A 20,938-nucleotide genomic window follows, 5' to 3' on the forward strand; every position below is an offset into this window, starting at 1 on the left:
CGCCGCTGGCTGGTCGCGAGCAACACTCGAAAATCTGAGAGTTTTCGACGAGTCGGAGGTGTCCAGTAGTGCTGATTACGCCGCTCGATTTGCTTCGCAGCCTGTTGCAGTTCGGACTTGAGAACTTCGGACTGACTGGGCTCGGCGTGGGCGTTGGGACGTTGATGACGACCGGACTCTGGCTGTGGTGGGGCTTCAAACTGAAAGGGATCGCTACACTCGTCGCGACGGTCGGGCGGACGGCAGCTCGGCACGCGCTCGTTTCGGTCCTCTTTTCGGCAGGGCTGTTCGGACTGCTGTTCTGGACAGGCATCATTCCCGGCTTCGACATCCAGGCGACCATTGACATCCTCAGTGCTGGCGTCGACGTGATCGTGGAGAGCCTCAAGGGGATGATGAAATGAGCATCGACGCTGACTCGCTCCCGATTGTCGACGACGTCGATGTCTACCACGTCGGCGAACACTACGCACGCACCGTCAGCCAGACAATCGCCGTTCGCGGCCAGATCCGACAGCGGTCCTCGGTAGATCCAAAACTCGAGGAGGCGACCTTCGAGTGCCACCGTTGTGGAACCCTACATCGGGTTCCGCAGGGCTTCGGTGCGATTCGCCAGCCAACGGTCTGCGAAGGCTGTGAGAAACGCGGTCCGTTCAGATTGGTCAACGAACAGTGTCTTTACGTCGATTACCAGGCACTCCGACTCCAGCCCGTTCCCGAGCGCGTTGAGGAGGGCACGGAGACGATTGACGCTCATCTCACCGAACAACTGGCGCGACGCGGAGTCGAGTCCGGCGAAGTCGTGACACTCGTCGCGGAGTACAAGGCCGTCCATCCTGACGGCTCGACGGTCGGTGAGAAGATCCTCGATGTCGAGGAGGTCATCGTCGAGGAATCGGCCCGACAGCAGATCGACCGTGACGCTCACCGTGACGTTATCGACGAACTCGCCGATATCCATGATCCAATCTCAACGCTGGTCGCATCGATTGCGCCGACGCACTACGGCGATGAGCACATCAAAGAGAGTCTCATTCTCCAGTTGGTACGTGGCAATTCGCCGGACGCTGAAGGGACGAATCATCGTGGCTTGATCCATCAGTTGCACCTGGGCGACCCTGGAACAGGGAAAACGGACTTCGGCGAGGCGCTGACAGCGCTGAGCCCGCGTGCCCAGAAGACATCGGGTAACGAGGGCACGTCGGCTGCTGGCCTGACCGCCGCGATGACGAAAGATGGGTTCGACGACCGTGATCTGACCGTCACCGCCGGCGCGATCCCGAAATGTTCCGGCGGCGCCGTATTCATCGACGAACTCGACAGCGCCGGGAGTGCCGAACAGAACGCGCTCCTGGAGGCGATGGAATCGGGCAAGGTGACCATCGAAAAAGCCGGCGAACGTGCGGTGTTGAACGCCGAGACGGCTATCCTAACGGCGGCCAACCCAGAGGACGGCCACTTCCGAACCGACGAAAGCCCGATTCAACAAACGGATATCATCTCGCCGCTGCTGGACCGGTTCGACCTGATGTGGGTGCTCCGGGAGCGGACCGACCGCGATGAAATCGACGACCTGGCTGGCCACATCATCGACGGGCGAGATGTTGCCACGAGACAAGAGCGGGGCGACGAGGTTCCCGATGAGCTCCTTGAGGACGTTGACGGCGAGCTTCCGATGGACGCGCTGCGGGCGTACCTGCAGTCTTGTCGCGAACTCACGCCCACGTTCGCGAGCGACGCGGTGAAAGACGCGCTACGCGAGTGGTACGTGGCCGTGAAGACGCGACTGGTCGCTCGGGAAGACGAGGAGGGACGCACGATCCCGGTCACACCGCGGTCGCTACTGGACCTCATCAGGCTGGCCGAAGCGTCGGCGAAGGCCCGTCACTCCGAAACCATCGAGATGGTCGACGCCGAGCGAGCCACGCGGCTGAAAAGCCGGTCGTTCCGCGAACTGGGCCTCGATCCGGGCCCGGACGTGGAAGTCGAAACCGACGACGACGGCCAGCTTGTCGTTACCTCGGATGCGCCGACCGCCGTCGTGACCGAGGTCGTCGAGGAACTCAAATTCGACGGCGCTGGCTACGGCGCGGACCGAGGCGACGTGGTTGACGCTGTCGTCGAGGAGGCCGACGACGTAGATCACGACGAGGCCGAACAGCTTGTTGAGGAGATGCTGACAGCCGAGACGATTGATGAAACTCCTGACGGGAGGCTGGTTGCATGATACAAGCACTGAACACACTCTTTTCCACGGTCGTACAGAGCGCGACTGACGTGACTGGTGTTGATGACGGATTCATTACAGCGGGTGGTATCCTCACCGCACTGCTGGTTTTGATTCTCATCCTGATCCAGCACTTTACTGAGCGAAACATCTGGAACTTCTTGGCTCGGATCGACGGCATCGGTCTCATCGCTATCGGGACAGCTGGGACAGTGCTGGTGACCGTTTCGAATGCCGATTTCGGCGCCCTTCGTGTCTACGGCGCATTCGTCGCCGGTGGACTCGTCTTGCTGGTCGCTTGGCGGTCCGATGCTGTCGATACAGTCCCAGAATACGTCTGGTGGTTCAGTATCGGCGGCGCCCTACGGATGATACTCGTCGGGTCGATGGTGACGACGCTCATCACCTTGCTCACACGCGGGCCGTCAGGAATCGGGCCGATATCGTACCTTTCCGGATTTCCAGTAGCTGGGATTGCGATGCTTATCACAGTCGCGACTACCCGGATAAACGACCTCACAAACCCGTTCACAGACGACTAGGAGTTACGGAAGGAACCCTCGTACCGGTCGGCAAACAACCCTCTGTTCAAAATATCCGAGAAACTACGCCCGTCGCGCATCTCTTGTGCTATCAACACCCCATAAAAAATGAAAACTAAGAAAATCCCTATCAGAGATGCCATGAGCTCAGTCGTCATCTCGAGGCCAAGGATCATACTAAATCGTAGTAGCGGACGAATCTTAGAAGTTCGGGTGAGACGCCGATGACAACGGTGTCTGGCTCATTGTTGCGGGATTGTGGGCCGTCGCAGTACTCGTTTCGCAGGTCGAGGATGTGATTGACCGCGTCACTGATTGGGTGACAGGCGATGACCCGGAGCCGACCGCCGTCGACGAGGTTCATCAGCTGTACTGAACGACGAAATCGACGAGGACGACCTCGAGGAGCAACTTGAAGTTCTTGTCGACGATCGGGCGCGTACGATTCGAGACCTCGCTGACGACGAGCATGGGATTGGGGACGAAATCTCTTGCAGGATGGCTCGTGAGTTCAACACCGTTGGGGAATTTGTTGCTGCCGATGTTGAGGATCTCAAAGTAATCGACGATGTCGGCCAGGACGCGCTGAAACGTTAGCTCGGATTGACGGGTCGAACTGAGGACACCACCGCTTCCGCTGGTCTCTATCTACAGGCTTACAGTCGTTCCTGACAGCCGGTAATGAACGATTTGAGACGTGACCCGACAGTTGGATCCACACTCAATAGGATGCTGTGACACTGTTCGTGCGGGAATTGGAAGACGTAAGCTTCCTCGTGGTAGTGGACAAGTGACTGCTTGCTGCCCAGAGGCGCGTCTTCAGTTTTCGACTCTGTTAGTTCTGGAATCTCTCGAAACGTATCGGCAACTGCGTAGTACTCTTCTTTTGAGTACTTGCCTTTGAGATTATCCCGGAGATAGACTACTTCACAGTCATCTTCGTACAATATAGCTATCGTCCGTAGAGCCTCATTCACAGTGCTGTGGGCGTAGTCTTCTAATTCAGCGGTGGACTCGTGGGGCATGTATGAAACTCTCTTGACCACTCACTTAGATGTGCAGGCAACTACCACTGTTTCGCTCGCTTCAACCGGTGTTTCAGTGCGCGGTAGAAGTTGTGAAGCGGACCGGCTAAAAATGGTCTGAGACCTGCTATTCTTCCGGATGATCTACGAGTGAGGTGTAGACAGCGGGCTCTCTACCCTTACCGCCTTGTTTCGCTAATACTCCTGACTCGTGCATCGTTTCCAGACAGTCCCTTGCTGTTCTCTCACTGATACCGATTGCGAGAGCGAAGGCTTCGGGACGAATTTCATCGGTTTTCTTGAGCGCAGTGTTCCATATCTTGTCTCGGTTGGTCCACTTGGTCATGTAGAAGATATCTTCTTCACAGGATTGTAAAGATTTGGAATAATATGCTGTCAGAGAACGCCAGAGGCGAGAAAACAAACGTTAGAATATATCTTCTAGACAGCCGGCGGCGGAGCGGTGCGGTGTGTATTTTTGCGCCCCGCAGGGGCGTGGCCTTAGCCACACCCGCTAAGGGGGTTTGCCCGCCGGGCGGGAACGAGACCAGCGACGGACTGCTGACGAACGTAACACCACATCGGAAGCGGCTCCATGCGAGACCGTGGTCCGTGGTCAAACGCGGAATTACTTATAAAGGAACGGGCCGCAGAACAGTGATGCCTCTCAGCTGTCGGGCGTTACCGGAGGGTCCGAACCGGGCGTTCGAACCGCGAACCGTCGATGCTGACCTCGACAGTTGCGTCCAGCAGTATCTCTGGGTCCCGACTGTCCTTCCGCCACGCACGCATCATTTCGGTGATGACCTCTCCGACGAGCGGCTTATCCGTTGACCGCAGCTCGGACAGCACTGTATCGATGCGGACGACCGGGCGCTGTCCGTCGTGATCGGGGGCATCGAACTCAGCTCCGTACTTGGCGAGCCATCGGTCGAACGCGCTCGACGCCGACTGTCGCACATCCATATCGACGATGCGCGCGGCCCGGTCGGCAGCAGAGTCTATCGCGTGCTCGACGGACTCAACGAGCCCACGAACCTCTTGCCGGAGCTTCTCAGAGACGAATCGAACGTGTCCGTTGTCGCTGGTGATGACTCCCTCCAACCGCTGCAGCGCCCGATAAACAGTCGACAACGACGTGTCCGTGGCGTCGGCAAGGTCCTGAGCGGGCATCCCACCGTCGGTCGCGAGCGCCTCGGTCAGGTCCTTATCTGATGGCGTCATATCGCGCAGCACACTCATCAGAATATGCTCTTGCTGTGCCTCCAGGCGTGGCAGCGGGTCCTCGTGGATCGGGACCGACGAGTCAGCGGGGGCTGCCTCGAAGTGGTCGTCGGCAACGAACGTGGTGCCGCCAGCCTCGGTTGGCACGTCTGCCCACGAAAGTAGCGACAGCAGACGTTCATCGAGTTCCTGAATCACCTCGTGGCGGTCTGCCCACGAGACCGAACCCGTCGACGTCCGCCCCGAGACGAACTTCACACCGAGCTTTGGATGATACAGGGGATCGTCGGGACTGAAGTTCTCGGGGTTCTCTGGCAGATAGCTCTTGATTTGCCCGCCAAGACGGTGGTTCGGAACCAGTTCGCGGGCGCTGACAGACCCGTGTCTGAGTGCGTGGTGATGGCCGCGCTCCTCTTCGTTGTCCCACTTGTACTCGCCGACGGTGCCATCTGCGTCGGACAGCAGCATCGTCAGCCGGTCGAGGACGCCACCAGTCCCGATGAGCTTCTCGTTCATCGAGCGCGTGAGGCGAATATACCGCTCGACAGCTGTGATATGACCGTCGAAGGGCGCGTCGAAGTACCCGTGGTAGAGACCAACGCCAGCGTCGTCGGCCAGCTCGAAGATCGCCCGCGCCAACAGGCTCGGGAGTTCGTCGAGGTCGATGTTAGATGGCTGGGCGTGAACACTCACACCGGATTCAGCTGAGCTGTGGTGGAACGGGAACGTCAGCGCTTCACCGTCCGGTTTCCGCATCTCCGGGAAGCGTGGTGAGACGTTGAAATTGCACTTGCGCTCGCCCTCGCCGTCGACGTGGATGTCGAACTCGTACAGCGTGTCGCTGTTGACTGGATCGGTCGGCCGTGGTGCGATACCAGAAGCCGAGTAGTTCAGCCGGAGGTCGCACATTTCACCGTCGATGACGACTTCGGAGACCTCGGTGTATCCATCGCACTCGTTGATGAGTAGGTCCGCGAGCGCCCAGTAGGGATCGAGACCGTCGTAATCGTCGGCCTTGCTGTTCCCGTCGGTGACTGGGCCGTAGTACAGCCACGCGTCGGCCTCGTGGATGTGTGGCTCGACGTGCGTCACTGTGCTTCGCCCCCGTCGGTCGCGAACGCCCCGAGCGTCGACGCCTCCGTTTCCGGACTGGTCTCACTCGTATCGACGCCGCCGGCCTGGTAGCTCTCAACGAGCCGCTGGGCAGCCGCCTCATCGCGTTCCCGCAAGTCTTCGGGCGTGACCGCAGACTCCCCGTTGCAGCAGTCACACGGCCGACATGGGCCACAGGGAAGTCGGTCTGGTCGCTCGCCGTGGAGTTCGAGCCACTCCTCGCGCTGGTCCAGACGCTGCATGATCTTCGCCCGCGGCTTTTCCAGCGGGTTCCGTGCTTTCTCGACAGCACGGTCGTTTGCGAGTTTTCGCTCGGTGCTTCGCCAGGCGCGAACCCGCTCGATACTGTCGATGCCGTCGATGAGCGAGAAGACCAGCCTGCGCCGATCCGGGTACGACAGCAGATCCTGGTCCAGCCACCGAGCAGGGTCCTCGCCGATATCGTCGACAAGCCTGGGACAGCGCAGTCGCTCGCGGCGGTCTCCCGCCTGGTTCTCCGACGGCATTACGCACCGTCACCTCCGGAGCAGTCAGATTCCGTGCGGACTGTATCCCCACTGTCGGGCACCGCTTCGCCGCCGTCAGGACGGGCACGTCTCTCGCGATTTGCTTTCGCGCGAACGCGATTGGCCTGTCGCGGCTGGCGTTCACAGAAGTGCCGCCAAATGTACGTCCAGCGCCGCTCGCAGGGACCGCACATTTCTCGCGTCTCGCCGTCGGGCCACCGCATTCGGCAGGTCCGACCGACCGCACCGCAGGAGTCACACTCGTCGTCGTGGGTGACCATTTACGCGTCACCTCCCTGCTTGTCCCACTCGAACTCGTGATCGAGCGAGGCACCGCCGGCGAGCTTGGCGGCGAGCGTCTCGTCGGGATAGTCGTGATTTCCGAATTGGCTGGTGTCAGCGTCGTCGCCGGTGTCGATGCTCCGGTGGAGCTTCGACCCGTTTTTCGCTGTAAACAGGAACGTCTCGACGTCTTTCTCGGAAACTGTGTCCCAGTCGTCAGGGAAACACTGCCCACAAAGGTCGAATTCGGCGACGCGTGTCGAGTCGGCCGGGAGCCGCTGCCAGTGTCCGTTCGCTAGACACGGAGTTTCCAGCGTAACCTCGAGCGTCATGGCCGACACACCCCCTCGGTAAGAGCGAGGCAGTCCTGCCCCTCCTCGGTGATGGGGAAGCCGCAGAACTCGCAGATGAGCTGGCTTTCTTCCCCACTGGAGGTGTGCGAACTCATGCTGCCCACCCCCTACTTAAATGAGGGTGTTCTATTCGTCGCGGAACGAATAGGAATTTGGTTAGCGAAGCGCTATACTTCTCGTAATTTCCATCCGGGTAGAAATGTAGTGGGACCGCCGAGTGCCGCGGTTCGTCTCTAGAATCGTTCATCCGTGGGTTGTCGTGGTTGTGACTCATGGGTATTCTGTGAACTGCGGTTAGTCGATGTAGCTACGGCGCGATTCCATCCGCTTCAGCAGGTCCGGCTGGTCGTAATGCGTGCGAATGACCTCCGGAGTCGCGTTCACACGCTCGGCCAGCACCTCCGGGGGCCAGCCTTCATCACGGTGATGCGTGATCGAGCCAGTCCGAATCCGGTGCGGAGAACGGGCCGACGGGCAACGCGATTCGTAGCCGTGTTCCAGCGCCTCGCAGGTCTCCGTATCGCGGTCGTGCGGGCACGTCCCGAAACGGCACGGCTGGGTGATGATGTTGAACCGCGAGCGAATCGCGCCCTTCGACATTCGACCGGTTCCGCGCTTGCTGGAGAACAGCGGCTTGCGCCCGTGTTCGTCCTCGACCTCAACGCGCGTCACCTCGATGTAGTCTTCGAGCAGCTGCCCGATCTCTTCCGACAGGCCGACCGGACGCTCACCATCCTCCTGATTCTTCAGCGGCGTATCCGTCTCAGGCCGGTGGCAGAAGTAGACGAACGGAACGTCGAACTGTTCGAGTTCCTCGTCGGTGAGTCCGTCCCGGTGGGCCAGTCGGTCGAGATCGTCGTCGGTCAGGTAGCAGTCGTCCAGGTCGAGCGCACGAAGCGCACCGAGTCGAGCACCAGTATGCCACGCCAGCGCGAACAGCATGTGGTCGCGGCTGGCGTAGTCGAACTGTTCCAGTTTGTGCAGAATCGTCTCGGCACGGTTCGCCGTCAGTTTCTCCTCGTTCGCTCGTTCTGCCTTCGAGAGGGTCGGCACGTCGACTTTCGCGGGCAGCACTGGCGGAACGGCTTCCACGTCGACGCAGAAGTCCAGAAACAGTTTGATCGTCCCGAGTTGCGTGTTCAGGGCGTTCTTGGTTAGCCCGTCAGCACGCCGGTCGGAGTCGTACCGGAACACGTCGCGCCCGGTGAGGTCGTTCAGGTTGTCGATGCCCTCTTCGTCGAGCCAGTCGACGAACTGCCGAACGCGGTAGTAGTAGCTCTGGACCGTCTCGTCGGCTTTCTCGGCTTTCTGCCGGTCTATCCACATCTCCAGTGCTTGCCGCGGGGCAAGCGGTTGGAGATCGTCACTCATCGGTGTCCCTCTCGGATGGGGCATCCGGTTCTGTTTCGAGGGCGGACGAGCGAATCCGATTTCAGATTTGACGGGGCAGTCATCCACTCCTGACTGCTGATTGCACGTATAAACCGGACCGTCTCGGTAGGGTGAAAGTGGAACCGTGGGGTTAGACCCACTGATTACTGCGTTTATCCAGGTTTCTGAATCCACTCTTGAAAAACTAACACGACTGCCGGACAACCTCCGGCGGGGTCGAGCGAGGGGTTTAATCCTCGCGGTTGTGTCTGCTAACATGCTTCCGTGGTCTGGACACGGGAGCCACGGCGGGCCGGTGTTCCAGCACCGGGTCCGCGTTTTCCGAACTGTTCCAGCAGTCCGGGTGACCTCCGTAGCGAATAATCATACTGAACTCTATTAATAGTTTCTAAAGATGTAACAAACGACGTACGTACAGCGGCTCTGGTGGGATTTTATAAGCAAAACACTCGATTGGATGTGGTAATGGCTGGACGGAAACCAGACGTAACTGACGACGAGATCGTCAAGGTCCTACGCGATACGTCCGAACACGTTTTATCGACTATCGAGGTTTCGGAGCAGTTGCCGATCAAGGACAAGGCCACGATTCGGCGACTCAAGGAACTCCACGACGAGGGGCGCATCAACGGCAAGCAAGCCGGTCGTAGCTGGGTCTGGTGGGTTGACGACGAATAGTACGCTCTCCCATCGGGGACTCGGTCGTCGGTTTCGCATCGGGGACTCGCTCACCGAACACTTCACAGATACGACCCGAAGCGCCGGGATTACACTATCAACATTATTAATATATACGACCATCAGATAATCTATTCCATGAGCGACAATAACATACTTGAGGGAAGGGCACAGCGAAGGGTTCCTACAACTAAACCGAAGTATCAAATCATCACTTCAACACAAAGATTATCGGTTTCTAAAGGTGGCACAGCAAAGTTCAGCGTTTACTTTACTGGATATGGCAATATTGATCGATTTAAGATGACAACTTTCGTGGATTATGATTCTCTGCTCTCTGATAGCGGTGGGAAAATATCAATACCATTTCATAAAGACGAAGATGATAATATTTCATATGGTGCACCTGCTCTTGAAGAAAATAATCAATTCGTGCATCATATAAAATCTAATGCAAGTACAATGTATCCATCTGAATTCATATTCTTTGACAGTCCAGCATTTGAATTTCCTCCCGAAGAAAACGCTGAAGATCGACTTTACCCAACGATCATCTCAGAAGGTGATTGGGGAGACCACGCACCAATGGAAATTGAATTAGATATTTCTGAAGATGCTGAATCGGGAAATTATGATTTCCAATTCGTTTTTCTTTACAGTGGGACATTAGACACCTTCCAGGAGTCCTCAACAGTAGAAATACACGTGAAATCAGTGGTTGAAGAATATGAACCGTGGCCGCAACGTTTTGCTATATTAGGTGCATTAGTTGCACTCGCTTCTTTGTTGTATCAAACTGGTATTTTCAGCATCTTATCTTATTCTATAGATTTTTACCTTCAGTTGCCAATTTAGATATCCAACTAAAAAACACCTCAATACCATACATCGACTATTGGCGGGTCGTTCTCACAGTCGACAATCGGCAAGCTGTCGTCATCAACAATATAGTCCTCGGTGGTTTCGAGGTCAGACGAATCATCGGCTAACTCGCTACTCGGGAGATCCCAGTACGCATACGCACCGATGTAGTCGACGATGCATCGGAACGTGGCTTCATCAGGGAGCGTGGAACGCACCTGCGGCTGTTCCACATCGGAAATCGCCCGCTCTACGGCGGCGTCGAGATCGTCGAGGTCATCCCACTGCCGACGCGCGAGGTCGTCGCGTATCTCGCTCTCGCTCGCGGCCTTTACGGAGTCGAGCGAACACCACCTAACGGCTTCACGAACGTCCGGGTCTTGCAGGTGATCGTTCGGGTCGATTCCTTCCGTAATCGATTCCGAGCAGGACCAGAACCGCCGGTTCGTCGCCCAGTACAGCGCTAGCTTCCACGTCGCTGCTTTATCGGCGTACGTCTCTCGGTCGTCGTCGGCCTGCTCGAAAGACTCCGTCGCGTCGAGCAGCGAGCCGAACGTCGCGCTAAGGTACTTCCCGAGATACGCGCCAGCGGTTGACTCCATCTCATGGCCATCGTCGCCGAACTCGATCAGCTCGTGCGAGCGGGTCCGTTCTCGAACCCACTGCTCACCGTGATCGTGGTCGCCGAAGCGATACCAATCGACGAAGCCTTCGTCGCTCTGGAACTCTGGTTCCAGGTCGCCGAGGTCGTCGCGGTACGTCAGCGGGTACACGTCGACGATCTCACCCTGGCCGTAGTCGGCCCATTTCGCGGCTACTTCCGGCTTGTCGCACAGCCACGGCAATCCGTCTTGCTGGCGGGTCGGCACGTCGAAAAACAGCACATGCAGATGCGGGTATCCTTTCTCGGTGAACTCCAGCGCCTTGATGTAGTCCGGTCGGTCACGCGGTCGCCCGGTCACCTCGCTATCGAGATCGTGCCGCCAGCCGGGAACATCCGGGTCGCGGGTATCGGTTTTCGTCGACGGGTCCGAGTCGAAATACGACAACAGCCGGTTGAAGTTCTCGTTTATCGAATCTATCCCGTCGAGCAGCGAGTCTTGGCGCTTCGGGTCAGTCGTCAACGTCACCAGCACAGCGTTCTCAGCGTTCTCGTAGCCGTATTCCAGCGCATCATTGAACCGGGCAAACTGCTTGGAAACACGGCCCTGGTCGTTGAAGCGGGTCTTGTAGTCTTTCGTCATCCGCTGTGTGGACTCGCCGCCGCGCCGGTCGACGAAGTGGACATCGAACAGCAGTTTGTAATCTTTGATGCGGTTCAGGTAGGATGTAAAACCGTCCTTCAGTAGCTCCCGCAGGTTATCGTCTACAGAATCGACGCGAGAGAGGTAATTACGCAGGAACTCACGATCATACGTCAGGCCCTCTGTCTGGGTTGTTTGAGTAATGCCTTCTGTAATCAAGTCAAGAAGCCGCAGTGTCGGGGTCACGAAAAGAACGCCTGACGACCGGGATTTCCGCACGTACGGGTCGTCGGGGGCTATGAGGTCGTCGATGAAGCGGTATGCAAACTGGTAATCCGGGTCCGAACCGTCGACGCGCTCGCACGTTTCAGGCGACACTCCCTTCACTGCGTACGAAACGACGTGAGACACCGGCGTACCTTCCGGATGCGCCGCGATGAACTTCGCAATGCGTACGCGGTCTTCGTCGCGTTCGGTCAGTGTTCCATCGAGCAACTGGCCATGGCCGAGGAGATCGCGCTCTTCGAGAAGGTCTGCTAAGACGGGAGTGTTACATCTGTCCGCAAGGTCGAGACCGCCCAGGTGTCCCGGCGGTTCCACACGGCTGTTCATACGTGGGACCCCGCGGGGGCAGGAACGGCATTGGTCGGACAGGTGAACGCGGTAACGATTCCCCTCACCCGCCGGGTTCGGGGGAAACGCTCGGGCTTCCGGGTCGACCCGCAAGGGGTCGCTGCCGGCTGGTCGAGCAGGTGCGGGCCGCGATTGGCGCTCGCGGCCCGGTCCGGGCTGCTCGCTCCGCTGCGCTGCCGGGCGTGCCAGCTCTCCCGCGCCCTCGCTTTCGGTGGACTGTGGAGGCTGGCAGATACGCGCGGCTGAGAGGTCGAGTCAACCCCCGCAAGGGGGGTTTCCTCTCCCGGAACGCGAACCCGAGGGGTCGAGCCGCCGACACACTGGGTTGGTCGGACGGTGGGACGGCTACCAACGGCGGGTACTCCCCTGTCCTCTCCTCGGCACATCGTCGGACAGAGGAGTTACCGATCAAGCGCCGGATCGTCGACGCTGTGTCGGTCGAGTACCGGAACTGCGTAGCAGTGGCGGCACTCTCTCGCCCGGGCGTAGTCCGAGTCGATCTTGTTGATGCAGTTGTCGTGACAGTGGACGCACCGATAGGCCGTGTACTGCGACCAATCGGTACTCTCGCCGTCCGCGACGTGTGGGAGGTTCGGCCTATGTTCCTCTGGCAGGTTCTCAGGGGTCGAACCACGTTGTGCCGGACTGGGGCCGGAGTTCGGTATCTCGCTCTCGTCGCTTTCCTCAGCGGGCTCTACGTGACTCTCCGCGTCACTCATCGGAACCACCTCGCACGAGTTCGTCGTCGACTTCCTGGACTGCACGACGTACCTCTGAATCAGTCGCACCGTCCTCGATGAGTCGGCTTGCAGGGACGAACGCACAGGGTGGGTACGGCCACTGCTGACGACGCCGAATTTCGATCAGAAGCCGCAGCTTCTTGACAGACTTCTTATGGTTCTCAGAGGTATTTAAAGAACGACTAAATTTCAGCTGAATACGCGAAGGAAGTTGACCGCTCGCACACCTAAGCGTACAGGTGTCGGCATCTGGTAAAAGCTTGAGTGGGACCGCCGAGATTCGAACTCAGGTCCGACGGACCCCATCCGCCGAGGATACCGCTACCCCACGGTCCCGCACTCTGGGAGAAGGGGGTGTTTTAATTAAGGGCTTCGCTTTGGTGGCGAGAGTGGCAGCCCGTGACGAGGGAGGGCAGTGTCGGTGCGGTCGCTTCACTCGGCGACTTTGATATCGGGACTTTCGATGGTAACGTCCTTGAGCGACCAGCCCTCGCTCGCGGAGCGGGCGTCGACACCGATGGCATTCTGCTCGGCGGTCACGGATATGGTCGACCCAGAGACAGTCCACGACGCGTTGGTCTTGATGGCGTGGATTCCCTGTTGCCGGCTTTCGATGGTCGTATTCTGGATGGTCCACGCGCCGGTCGTTCGAGCGGTGAAGACCCCGATATCGCGTGTATCGACCGTGGCGTTCGTGACCGTCCACGCGCCGCTCGAAAAGGCGGTCACGAGGCCGGTGTCGCTCTGGCGGACTGTCAGGTCGGTCGCCGTCCAGTCGCCGGCGCTATTGATAGCCTTGACGCCGGTATCGCTCCGGCGGACCTCCGTGTTCTGGACCGACCAGTCACCAGTTGTCCCGGAGGCGTCGACGCCGTCCGCGCCGGACCGGTCAACGACGACTGCTGCGACCGTCCAGTCGCCGGAAGACCTGCGGACGTCGGCGCCGTCGCCGCCGACAGCGACGAAGCGAGTGTCGCGAATCGTCCAGTCACCGCTGGTCCCGCGGGCGAACACGCCGCTGTAGGTCGTGCTGGCGACGGCGGCGTCCTCGATAGTCCAGTTCCCGGACGAATTCGGCGCGTAGACGCCGACGTCGGCAGCGATAACGGTCGTATCAGTGACCGTCCAGTCGCCCCTGGTTCCGTTGGCCACGACACCGAAGCGGTAGTTCCGCACGGTAAATCCGGTGACGTTCGGTTCGGCTGTGCCGGCCACCGTGACGCCGGTTCCGTTGACGAACCGCGAGCCGTCCAGTATCGCCCGGTCGGGTGCGACGATGGAGATGTTCTCGTTGATTCGGACTTCTTCGTAGTAGGTGCCCGGACGGACTTCGACGGTGTCACCGCTGTCGGCGGCGTCCACAGCGGCCTGTATCGACCGGTAGTCGGCACGCCCGTCTTTATCCACGGTCAGTGTCTCCTGTGCCGTCTGTGCTCCCGCTACGCTCGCCGGCAACACAGCGAGGGTCAGCACTACCGACAGCAAGAGGGCAAGTAGTGTCGTACGCCTGTCGTCCATAGTTGACACTGTAGGCGCGAGTGGACGTAAACCGTATTGTTATTTGAACTGGTGCCCCCGGCGATGCGGCCCGCGAAAGCGTTATCGGCCGGACCGGCGAACCCCGGAGTGTGCTGGAGTTGACGTACGAGTCGGGGACCATCCGCGTGACGGGGGACCCGCCGTCGGACCTGCCCGGCGTCGAGTACGACGAACGCACCCAGACAGCCAGAGCGCCGGCCTACCGGTACGCCGACCTCCGGAGTGCGCTGGGGGACCGCGGGATAGCGTACGAAGACGCTGTCTGCTCCCTGCCGTCGCTGTCGCTCTCGACGACGTACGACCTCAGAGCCTACCAGCAGGCAGCGCTGGACGCCTGGCGAGAGGCTGGCGATAGGGGCTGTCTGGAACTCCCGACGGGGAGCGGCAAGACCGTTATCGGCATTGCGGCAATGGTCGCGCTGGGGACGCCGACGCTGGTCGTCGTCCCGACCATCGACCTGCTGGAGCAGTGGCAGCGCGAGCTACAGCGGGAGTTCGACCAGCCGGTCGGCCGCATGGGCGGGGGCGAACAGCGGGTCGAGGACATCACGGTGTCGACGTACGACTCGGCGTACCTGCGGGCCGACGAACTCGGGGACCGATTCGGACTCGTGGTTTTCGACGAGGTCCATCACCTCGGCGGCGAGGGGTATCGGGACATCGCTCGGCTGCTCGCCGCGCCGGCGCGACTCGGGCTGACGGCGACGTTCGAGCGGCCGGACGGCGCACACGAGACCATCGAGGCACTCGTCGGGCCGCTCGTCCAGCGAGTCAGCGTTGACGACCTGGCGGGCGAGCACCTCGCGGACTACGATATCAAACGAATCGAAGTCGCGCTCACACCGGACGAACGGGACCGCTACGAGGAGTCCCAGGGGACGTTCACCGACTACCTGAAGCAGTCCAACATCCAACTCCGGTCCGGCAGCGACTATCAGGAACTCGTGAAGCGGTCCGGCAACGACCCGGCGGCCCGCGAGGCGCTGCTGGCGAAACAGCGCGCCCGCGAGGTGATGATGAACGCTCAGCGGAAGGTCGAACGGCTGGCGACGATTCTGGACCGCCACCGCGAGGACCGCATCATCGTCTTCACCGCCCACACCGACCTCGTGTACCGCCTCTCCGAGCGGTTCCTCATCCCGGCGATAACACACGAGACCGGCGCGAACGAGCGTCGGGAGATCTTAGAGCGGTTCCGCGACGGGACCTACTCCCGGGTCGTGACGGCGAACGTCCTCGACGAGGGTGTGGACGTACCCGACGCCAACGTCGCCGTCGTCCTCTCGGGCAGCGGCTCCGAGCGGGAGTTTACCCAGCGACTCGGCCGGATTCTGCGGCCAAAAGCCGACGGCGGTCGGGCGCTGCTGTACGAACTCGTGACCGAGGAGACCGCGGAAGAGCGCGTCGCCAGGCGACGCAGATAGCGGGCGTCGCAGCGTCGAGGTGCCCCTGAGCGTGCTGAGTGGGTGCCCTGACTCCCCGTGTTTTTGTCGCTCCGTCGCGGAGACGCATCTGTGCTGACGAAAGACCTCCTGCGGGTGTCTCGGGCGGGCGGCGGCTATTACCTGCAGTTCGCCGATGCCGATGTGGAGCGACTGGCGGCCCGCGTGCTCGGTATCTACCAGGGCCACGTCGGTGAATCCCGCGAGACGCTGGAGACGGCGCTCGCGGACGTAGAGCGAGAGGCCGACGATTTCAAACTGGTCCGCGGGCTGGCGAAACTCGTCGAACGGGAGGCTACCTTCGAGACGCAAGCTCCGGTCGACCCCGTTCGCGCCCGTCGTCGGGTGTTCGAAGCCGCCGCGGACGTTGGCGTCGTGACCGAGGCCGAGCGCGAGCGAGCACTCTCCGAGGCGGCCGACCACTTCGGCACGGACGCCGAGACGCTGGCCGAGGCGCTATACGCCGACCGGGACTCGCGACAGGTTCTCACTGACGTCGACTCGCGCTGGGGGCCGGCCGAACTGCGGACCCAGTACAACCTCTCGCTAGCGCAAACGGCGCTGTTCGACGCGACCGAGGTACGGGTCCGCTCATCCGACCCGAAGGCGCTCGTCTCGGCGGTCAAACGCCTCCGGCTGATGTACGAGATTCGCCGGACTGGGAACGGTCGAGAGGTCGTCGTCACGGGGCCGGACGCGCTGTTCTCGAATACACGCCGGTACGGCACCCGCTTCGCTCGTCTCCTTCGGACGGTCGCGGCCGCGAGCGAGTGGGAACTGACGGCGACCATCGACGACCGGGGCACCGAGCGGGAACTCACCCTTTCAGATGGGGATGTCTCCGTGCCCGGCGTCGAGCCCGTAACTGAGGTCAGCTACGACAGCGGTGTCGAAGCCGACTTCGCCGGCCGGTTCGCCGCGCTGGACCTCGACTGGGACCTCATCCGCGAGCCGGAGCCGCTGGCGGCCGGCGAACATGTCATCATCCCGGATTTCGCCTTCGAGTGGCGACCCGGCGCTGATACCGGCGTTCGGGACACCGGGCGCAGTGGCGGGGGCTCGGACGGGGCTGACGGGGCCGCCAGTGACGCTCCCTTCCGGATTTTCTTCGAAATTATGGGTTTCTGGACGCCGGAGTACGTCGAGAAGAAGCTCGCCCGCCTCGACGCGCTGGCGGACGTGGAGATGCTGGTCGCCGTCGACGAATCGCTCGGTGTCGGGGACGAAATCGAAGCGACGGATAACCGAGCGATTCCGTACGCCGGGACGGTCAGAGTGAAAGACGTGCGGGATGCCCTGCGACCCTACGAGGAGCGGCTGGTGCGCGAGAGCGCCGCGGAGATACCCGATGAACTCCGGCCGGATGCCGACGTTACCTCGCTCGCTGACCTCGCCGCGGAGTACGGCGTCAGCGAGGATGCGCTGGAAGACGTGGCCTATCCGGCCCACGAGCGCGTCGGGCGCACGCTCGTTTCCCCTGCCGTGTTAGACGACCTGGCCGAGGAGATCGAGCCCGGAATGGCGTACGAGGGGGCGAGCGACAGACTGGCAGACTACGGTCTCGAGGACGACAGCGCCACCCTCGCACGCCTTGGCTACCGCGTCGCCTGGGAAGGGCTGGGTGAGGGGACAATCCAGCCACGGGAGTGAGCCGCCTGTGGGATACCGCTGAGAATCAGCCCCCAGATACAGCGAATCGTCGCCGGAACGAAGCGAGCGACTCGGCTGTTCAGGTCGCTTCGTCAAGTGGCTCTTCGGACCGCTGTCGCTGCCACTGTGGCACTTCGAGGAGGAGTCGGAGCGGCCAGATGACGTAGTACAGCGGATGCAGCGGACCGGGGAGCGGGCAAAACTGGTACTCCGAGTAAGTCGGGTGAAGCGACGAATGCAACAGCAGGAGCGGCACCAGCGCAGTTGCCGAATCGCTGGCAGCCAGGTGAAACTGAGCGGCCTCGAACTGCGTGGGTGCCTGTGGCGTCCCAGCGGCCAGCGATTCGACGACGGCCTCGGTTAACTCGGTGACGCGGTCGTCCGTGCGAAGGCGATCCAGTATCGGCGCTGGGAGGGCATACCCGAAGACAGTACGGGCGAGCGCGGCCCCGAGCAGTAGGTTCCGCTGGACGCCAGTTTCCCGCGCCCGAGCGAGGACGTGTGACCAGTCGGCTTCCGTCGACTCCAGCGCCGCAACGAAATCACAGAGCCACTTCAGGAGATACCAGCGGTGCTTGGTTCCGTGGAACGCTAACACGAGTAGCCGGTCTGGCTGTGCAAGCGCCGGAAGCGGTTGGCCGCCGACCGCGACTGTGTCGCGGCGGTCCCAGAGTTCACCGAACGGTGTGGTGAACGGTCGCTCGGCGTCGCCCACGCGCCAGCGGAGTTCCACGTCGAACTCCGGACCTCGCATCTCGTACTCGTGAACGATTGCCTTCGTCACGGGACCGCCCAACAGCGCGGCGTCGTCCAATCGCGGCGTGCCCCCGCGCCACTCGTAGCCTCGCTCTTCCAGAATATCCGCGGCGACAGTGATATCTTCAGGATGGACGAGCAGATCCAGATCGTTGTACTCCCGCACCGTTGCGTCGTCGTAGGTGGCGGCCGAAAGCACCGGTCCTTTGAACGGTACCGCGCGTACACCGCGTGTCTCAAAACTCTCGATTATCTCCTGTAGCTCGGTCGTGAACGCGAGATTTCGCATCCGCTTTCCCTGTACTGTGCTGCTAAGTCGTGTCAACACGGACTCTGGCACGGTGAACTCATCACCGCTCTCGCGTGCTATCGGTTCCAGCCCCTGATAGAGGAGTTGCACAACGCCATGATATCGGGCGAGTTCAAGGACGCGGTCCCAGGCAGGTTCGGCATCCAGCGCGGGAGGGTCGGGGGAAGCGTCGGTGACGATTGCGGTACGAACACAGTCGACTACCAATTGGAGTTCGGGTTCAGCCTCCGTTAGCATGGCTCACTCTTGAGATCAGACTGAATCCGGGCTACGACCTCCGGGAGCATATCGAGATCGAACGGTCGGCGGAGCCGTTTTATATCTGTCATGTCGACGATCTCCCCGCAAGCACTGAAATTGGACACGGCCTGGCCGTCGGCGTCCAGCGCGCCCAGCGTGTACGTGTTATCGACGAGCGCCATGACCTGTTCGTCCGGCCTGACTGAATCCACCCCGATAGAGTCGCCGTCTTCGAGCAGATAGATGCGTTCTAGCGGCACCGGAGTCGCGGGCTGGTCGTGTCTGAGCCCGTAGAAATGTCGCGGGCGCCCGCTGTGGACCTGTTCCGGCGGCTCGACCGGGGGGTCAAATGCCGCAACTGCCTCCGGGTCGAGTTTCATCGATGGGTAGCCGCTCCGGACGACTGGACCCGCATCAGCCAGCGCTATCGCGGCCACGTCGTCGCTCAGGACACGGTGCCCGTCAAGCAAACAGGCCATCGCAGTCGTCGTTTTTCCGACCCCGGACTCCCCGACGAACGCCACTGCACGCCCGTCGATGCTGACGGTACTGGCGTGCAGCACGAAGTAGCCCCGCTGGTCCAGCAAGTGATTCAACGCCGGGCCGACCAGTACGTGGCGGAGGACTTCGCTTGGCACGTCCGAGGCCGGGTCTACAGCGATGGACGTCCCGTCGAGAATTCTGACCGTTGCGGCGTCGTATAGAAGGTAGTATTCGCGCTCGTCTACCGCGTGAAAGGTCGATTCGGAGTCAGCCGACAGTGGGCGAGGGAGCCGTTCTTCAGTGATGGTGACGTCGGCCCGCCCGTCGGGCTCTGTCTCAGCGGGCGGAAGCTCCGGTACGTCGAATGCCGAGCGGACTGTCAGTCCAAAGGCTTCGTACGTGGCTGTGTTTACTGTTGCCATCCTGCTAGGTCCCTCCCTGCGTAGTTGTCCATCGATTCCGTCCGTGCTGAAACACACCCCATCTACGACACCCCTGGTTCATACCAGATCGCTTGACTGCTGTGGTGGATAAGAATGCACTCTCTACTTCCGACACACAGCCACGAAACCGTCACGACGTAGCCACTGACCGGTGCCAGTGTCGAGGATCAATAAAGGAGGGATCAGTTAGATACGTGAACCGACTGCGGACGCTAGCTCCACTTCCCGTATCCGTCGTCGTGGTCCCACCAGTTCGTCTTTTCTTCGACAGTTCCGTACGTTTCGACCGACGGCGTTTCGTATTCCTTCATGGGTTACCCCCGCCTCTGGTTTCAGATGTAGATGTATTTGTTATAGTACTCATTACTGTTGAATTCATACAGAATGCCGTGTTTACTATTCGTTAGCCACGTACTTCGCGTTCCGTGAGTGTGCGGAAGCGCCCAAAGTCGTCGACATCCCCGATAAGGACAGCCCCGTTGGACTCGATCCAAGCGTGAGCCTCGAACGTCTCGGACTGGGTGTCCACGCCGAAGCGGAGACGATGCGGCAGGTCGTTTGCTACCAGCAGTGTGCTACCAGTGAGTGCTCGGTCAAGACAATCGTAGGAACCTGGGAGACGTGATCCTGCTGTCAGAACCGCCCACCGTACTGACTCTGGTGACCCGGACTGACGATGACACGGGAGGAACTGAGAGACCGTGCCGAAATATCGCTCTGCCCTCTCCAGCCCAGCGACTGCAAGCAACACTTTGCTCGCAACGATCAGTACCACTGCTTCACATAGTAATAGCTTCTGCGCCCGTGGCAACGCCCTGAACTCACGGAGTCGGGCTCGTATCGACATTGATGAGTTGCTCCGCGGCAAGCGTTTCCAGGAATCGTTCCACGTCAGTTGCCGCTCGGTCTCTGTCGACGTCGTACTCCCCGACCAGCGCCGAGACGATGTCCGCTGGTTCCGTCGGTTCCTGAATTCGGCCCCAGATGTCCGGGCCGACCCCTGATAGCCCCTGGTACCGCCCCGTCTCGTTGTTGAGCAGCACGATCTCGCCGTCGATAGTCGTGGTGACACAGTTGTCAGTTGCGACGACAGTCGATCCAGCATCTATCGCGACCATATGTGGACTCCAGGGATACCCGCACTATTTGTTATGGCCTCTTTTCGTCGCCGTCACGACCCAGACAGGCGGTAGACGCTCCCTTCGCTCCCGTACTGCCCAACCGTAGAGAGTCGGTAACTATGTTACATAGAACT

At 60.5% G+C, this 20,938-nt stretch carries 22 protein-coding genes and 1 tRNA gene; 7 read left to right on the top strand and 16 right to left on the bottom strand.

The genetic code is table 11. From position 1 onward, the window contains the following. The first annotated feature begins 68 nt into the window (after nt 1–68). From VI234_RS10900 to VI234_RS10910, 3 genes are read left to right on the top strand one after another with little or no spacing between them, the layout of a single operon-like run. Nucleotides 69–404 (top strand): hypothetical protein, encoded by a 336-nt coding sequence (locus VI234_RS10900; protein ID WP_336330008.1) that lies wholly within the window; start codon nt 69–71, stop codon nt 402–404. Continuing rightward, nucleotides 401–2,227: an ATP-binding protein gene (locus tag VI234_RS10905; RefSeq protein ID WP_336330009.1), complete on the top strand. Its 1,827-nt coding sequence runs from the start codon at nt 401–403 to the stop codon at nt 2,225–2,227. The genes VI234_RS10900 and VI234_RS10905 overlap by 4 nt, the downstream gene beginning before the upstream one ends. Then, nucleotides 2,224–2,769, top strand: a complete 546-nt coding sequence (locus VI234_RS10910; RefSeq protein WP_336330010.1) for a hypothetical protein — start codon at nt 2,224–2,226, stop codon at nt 2,767–2,769. Before VI234_RS10905 ends, VI234_RS10910 begins: the two co-directional genes overlap by 4 nt. 172 nt (nt 2,770–2,941) lie before the next feature. Here the strand turns inward: VI234_RS10910 and VI234_RS10915 are convergent, their stop codons facing one another. The 8 genes from VI234_RS10915 to VI234_RS10950 form a co-directional block, all read right to left on the bottom strand. Continuing rightward, nucleotides 2,942–3,133, bottom strand: coding sequence for a hypothetical protein (locus tag VI234_RS10915; protein ID WP_336330011.1), 192 nt, complete (start codon nt 3,131–3,133; stop codon nt 2,942–2,944). Nucleotides 3,134–3,425: 292 nt separating this feature from the next. Then, a complete protein-coding gene (locus tag VI234_RS10920) occupies nt 3,426–3,794 on the bottom strand; it encodes a hypothetical protein (protein WP_336330012.1) in 369 nt (122 codons plus the stop codon). Nucleotides 3,795–3,921: 127 nt separating this feature from the next. Next, the gene (locus VI234_RS10925) at nt 3,922–4,140 is read right to left on the bottom strand and encodes a hypothetical protein (RefSeq protein WP_336330013.1); all 219 of its coding nucleotides are present in this window, start codon (nt 4,138–4,140) and stop codon (nt 3,922–3,924) included. Between the two features lie 335 nt (nt 4,141–4,475). Further along, nucleotides 4,476–6,110, bottom strand: coding sequence for a DUF7845 domain-containing protein (locus VI234_RS10930; protein ID WP_336330014.1), 1,635 nt, complete (start codon nt 6,108–6,110; stop codon nt 4,476–4,478). Further along, nucleotides 6,107–6,637: a hypothetical protein gene (locus VI234_RS10935; protein WP_336330015.1), complete on the bottom strand. Its 531-nt coding sequence runs from the start codon at nt 6,635–6,637 to the stop codon at nt 6,107–6,109. The genes VI234_RS10930 and VI234_RS10935 overlap by 4 nt, the downstream gene beginning before the upstream one ends. Beyond that, nucleotides 6,637–6,918, bottom strand: coding sequence for a hypothetical protein (locus VI234_RS10940; RefSeq protein ID WP_336330016.1), 282 nt, complete (start codon nt 6,916–6,918; stop codon nt 6,637–6,639). The genes VI234_RS10935 and VI234_RS10940 overlap by 1 nt, the downstream gene beginning before the upstream one ends. After that, nucleotides 6,919–7,251: a hypothetical protein gene (locus tag VI234_RS10945; RefSeq protein WP_336330017.1), complete on the bottom strand. Its 333-nt coding sequence runs from the start codon at nt 7,249–7,251 to the stop codon at nt 6,919–6,921. Nucleotides 7,252–7,566: 315 nt separating this feature from the next. Further along, a complete protein-coding gene (locus VI234_RS10950; protein WP_064287945.1) occupies nt 7,567–8,643 on the bottom strand; it encodes a tyrosine-type recombinase/integrase in 1,077 nt (358 codons plus the stop codon). Nucleotides 8,644–9,129: 486 nt separating this feature from the next. Between VI234_RS10950 and VI234_RS10955 the strand changes: the two genes are divergently transcribed. Beyond that, nucleotides 9,130–9,342: a hypothetical protein gene (locus tag VI234_RS10955; RefSeq protein ID WP_121302957.1), complete on the top strand. Its 213-nt coding sequence runs from the start codon at nt 9,130–9,132 to the stop codon at nt 9,340–9,342. Between the two features lie 138 nt (nt 9,343–9,480). Further along, nucleotides 9,481–10,197, top strand: a complete 717-nt coding sequence (locus VI234_RS10960) for a hypothetical protein (RefSeq protein ID WP_336330018.1) — start codon at nt 9,481–9,483, stop codon at nt 10,195–10,197. Nucleotides 10,198–10,217: 20 nt separating this feature from the next. Here the strand turns inward: VI234_RS10960 and VI234_RS10965 are convergent, their stop codons facing one another. The 4 genes from VI234_RS10965 to VI234_RS10980 all read right to left on the bottom strand — a co-directional run bounded on the left by VI234_RS10965 (nt 10,218) and on the right by VI234_RS10980 (nt 14,338). After that, entirely contained in the window at nt 10,218–12,059 is a 1,842-nt protein-coding gene (locus VI234_RS10965; RefSeq protein ID WP_336330019.1) for a hypothetical protein, read from the bottom strand. Between the two features lie 422 nt (nt 12,060–12,481). After that, a complete protein-coding gene (locus VI234_RS10970) occupies nt 12,482–12,799 on the bottom strand; it encodes a hypothetical protein (protein ID WP_155120741.1) in 318 nt (105 codons plus the stop codon). Between the two features lie 286 nt (nt 12,800–13,085). Then, nucleotides 13,086–13,156 (bottom strand) — tRNA-Pro (locus tag VI234_RS10975). Nucleotides 13,157–13,252: 96 nt separating this feature from the next. Then, nucleotides 13,253–14,338, bottom strand: coding sequence for a right-handed parallel beta-helix repeat-containing protein (locus tag VI234_RS10980; protein WP_336330020.1), 1,086 nt, complete (start codon nt 14,336–14,338; stop codon nt 13,253–13,255). 110 nt (nt 14,339–14,448) lie between these two features. Between VI234_RS10980 and VI234_RS10985 the strand changes: the two genes are divergently transcribed. Beyond that, nucleotides 14,449–15,783 carry a DEAD/DEAH box helicase gene (locus VI234_RS10985; RefSeq protein ID WP_336330021.1) on the top strand — a complete coding sequence of 445 codons (1,335 nt, stop codon included), beginning with the start codon at nt 14,449–14,451 and terminating at the stop codon, nt 15,781–15,783. A gap of 90 nt (nt 15,784–15,873) precedes the next feature. Beyond that, nucleotides 15,874–17,451, top strand: a complete 1,578-nt coding sequence (locus tag VI234_RS10990; protein WP_336330022.1) for a DUF790 family protein — start codon at nt 15,874–15,876, stop codon at nt 17,449–17,451. Nucleotides 17,452–17,530: 79 nt separating this feature from the next. Here VI234_RS10990 and VI234_RS10995 read toward each other — a convergent pair whose 3' ends face one another. From VI234_RS10995 to VI234_RS11010, 4 genes are all read right to left on the bottom strand, one after another. Further along, nucleotides 17,531–18,754, bottom strand: coding sequence for a nucleotidyltransferase domain-containing protein (locus VI234_RS10995; RefSeq protein WP_336330023.1), 1,224 nt, complete (start codon nt 18,752–18,754; stop codon nt 17,531–17,533). Continuing rightward, nucleotides 18,748–19,662, bottom strand: a complete 915-nt coding sequence (locus VI234_RS11000) for a hypothetical protein (protein ID WP_336330024.1) — start codon at nt 19,660–19,662, stop codon at nt 18,748–18,750. The genes VI234_RS10995 and VI234_RS11000 overlap by 7 nt, the downstream gene beginning before the upstream one ends. Before the next feature lie 424 nt (nt 19,663–20,086). After that, nucleotides 20,087–20,530: a lasso peptide biosynthesis B2 protein gene (locus VI234_RS11005; protein ID WP_336330025.1), complete on the bottom strand. Its 444-nt coding sequence runs from the start codon at nt 20,528–20,530 to the stop codon at nt 20,087–20,089. Continuing rightward, on the bottom strand, nt 20,505–20,801 hold the full coding sequence (locus VI234_RS11010; protein ID WP_336330026.1) for a PqqD family peptide modification chaperone: 297 nt from the start codon (nt 20,799–20,801) through the stop codon (nt 20,505–20,507). The genes VI234_RS11005 and VI234_RS11010 overlap by 26 nt, the downstream gene beginning before the upstream one ends. Nucleotides 20,802–20,938: the final 137 nt, after the last annotated feature.

The organism is Haloarcula sp. CGMCC 1.2071, assembly GCF_037078445.1.
GTDB lineage: Archaea > Halobacteriota > Halobacteria > Halobacteriales > Haloarculaceae > Haloarcula > Haloarcula amylolytica.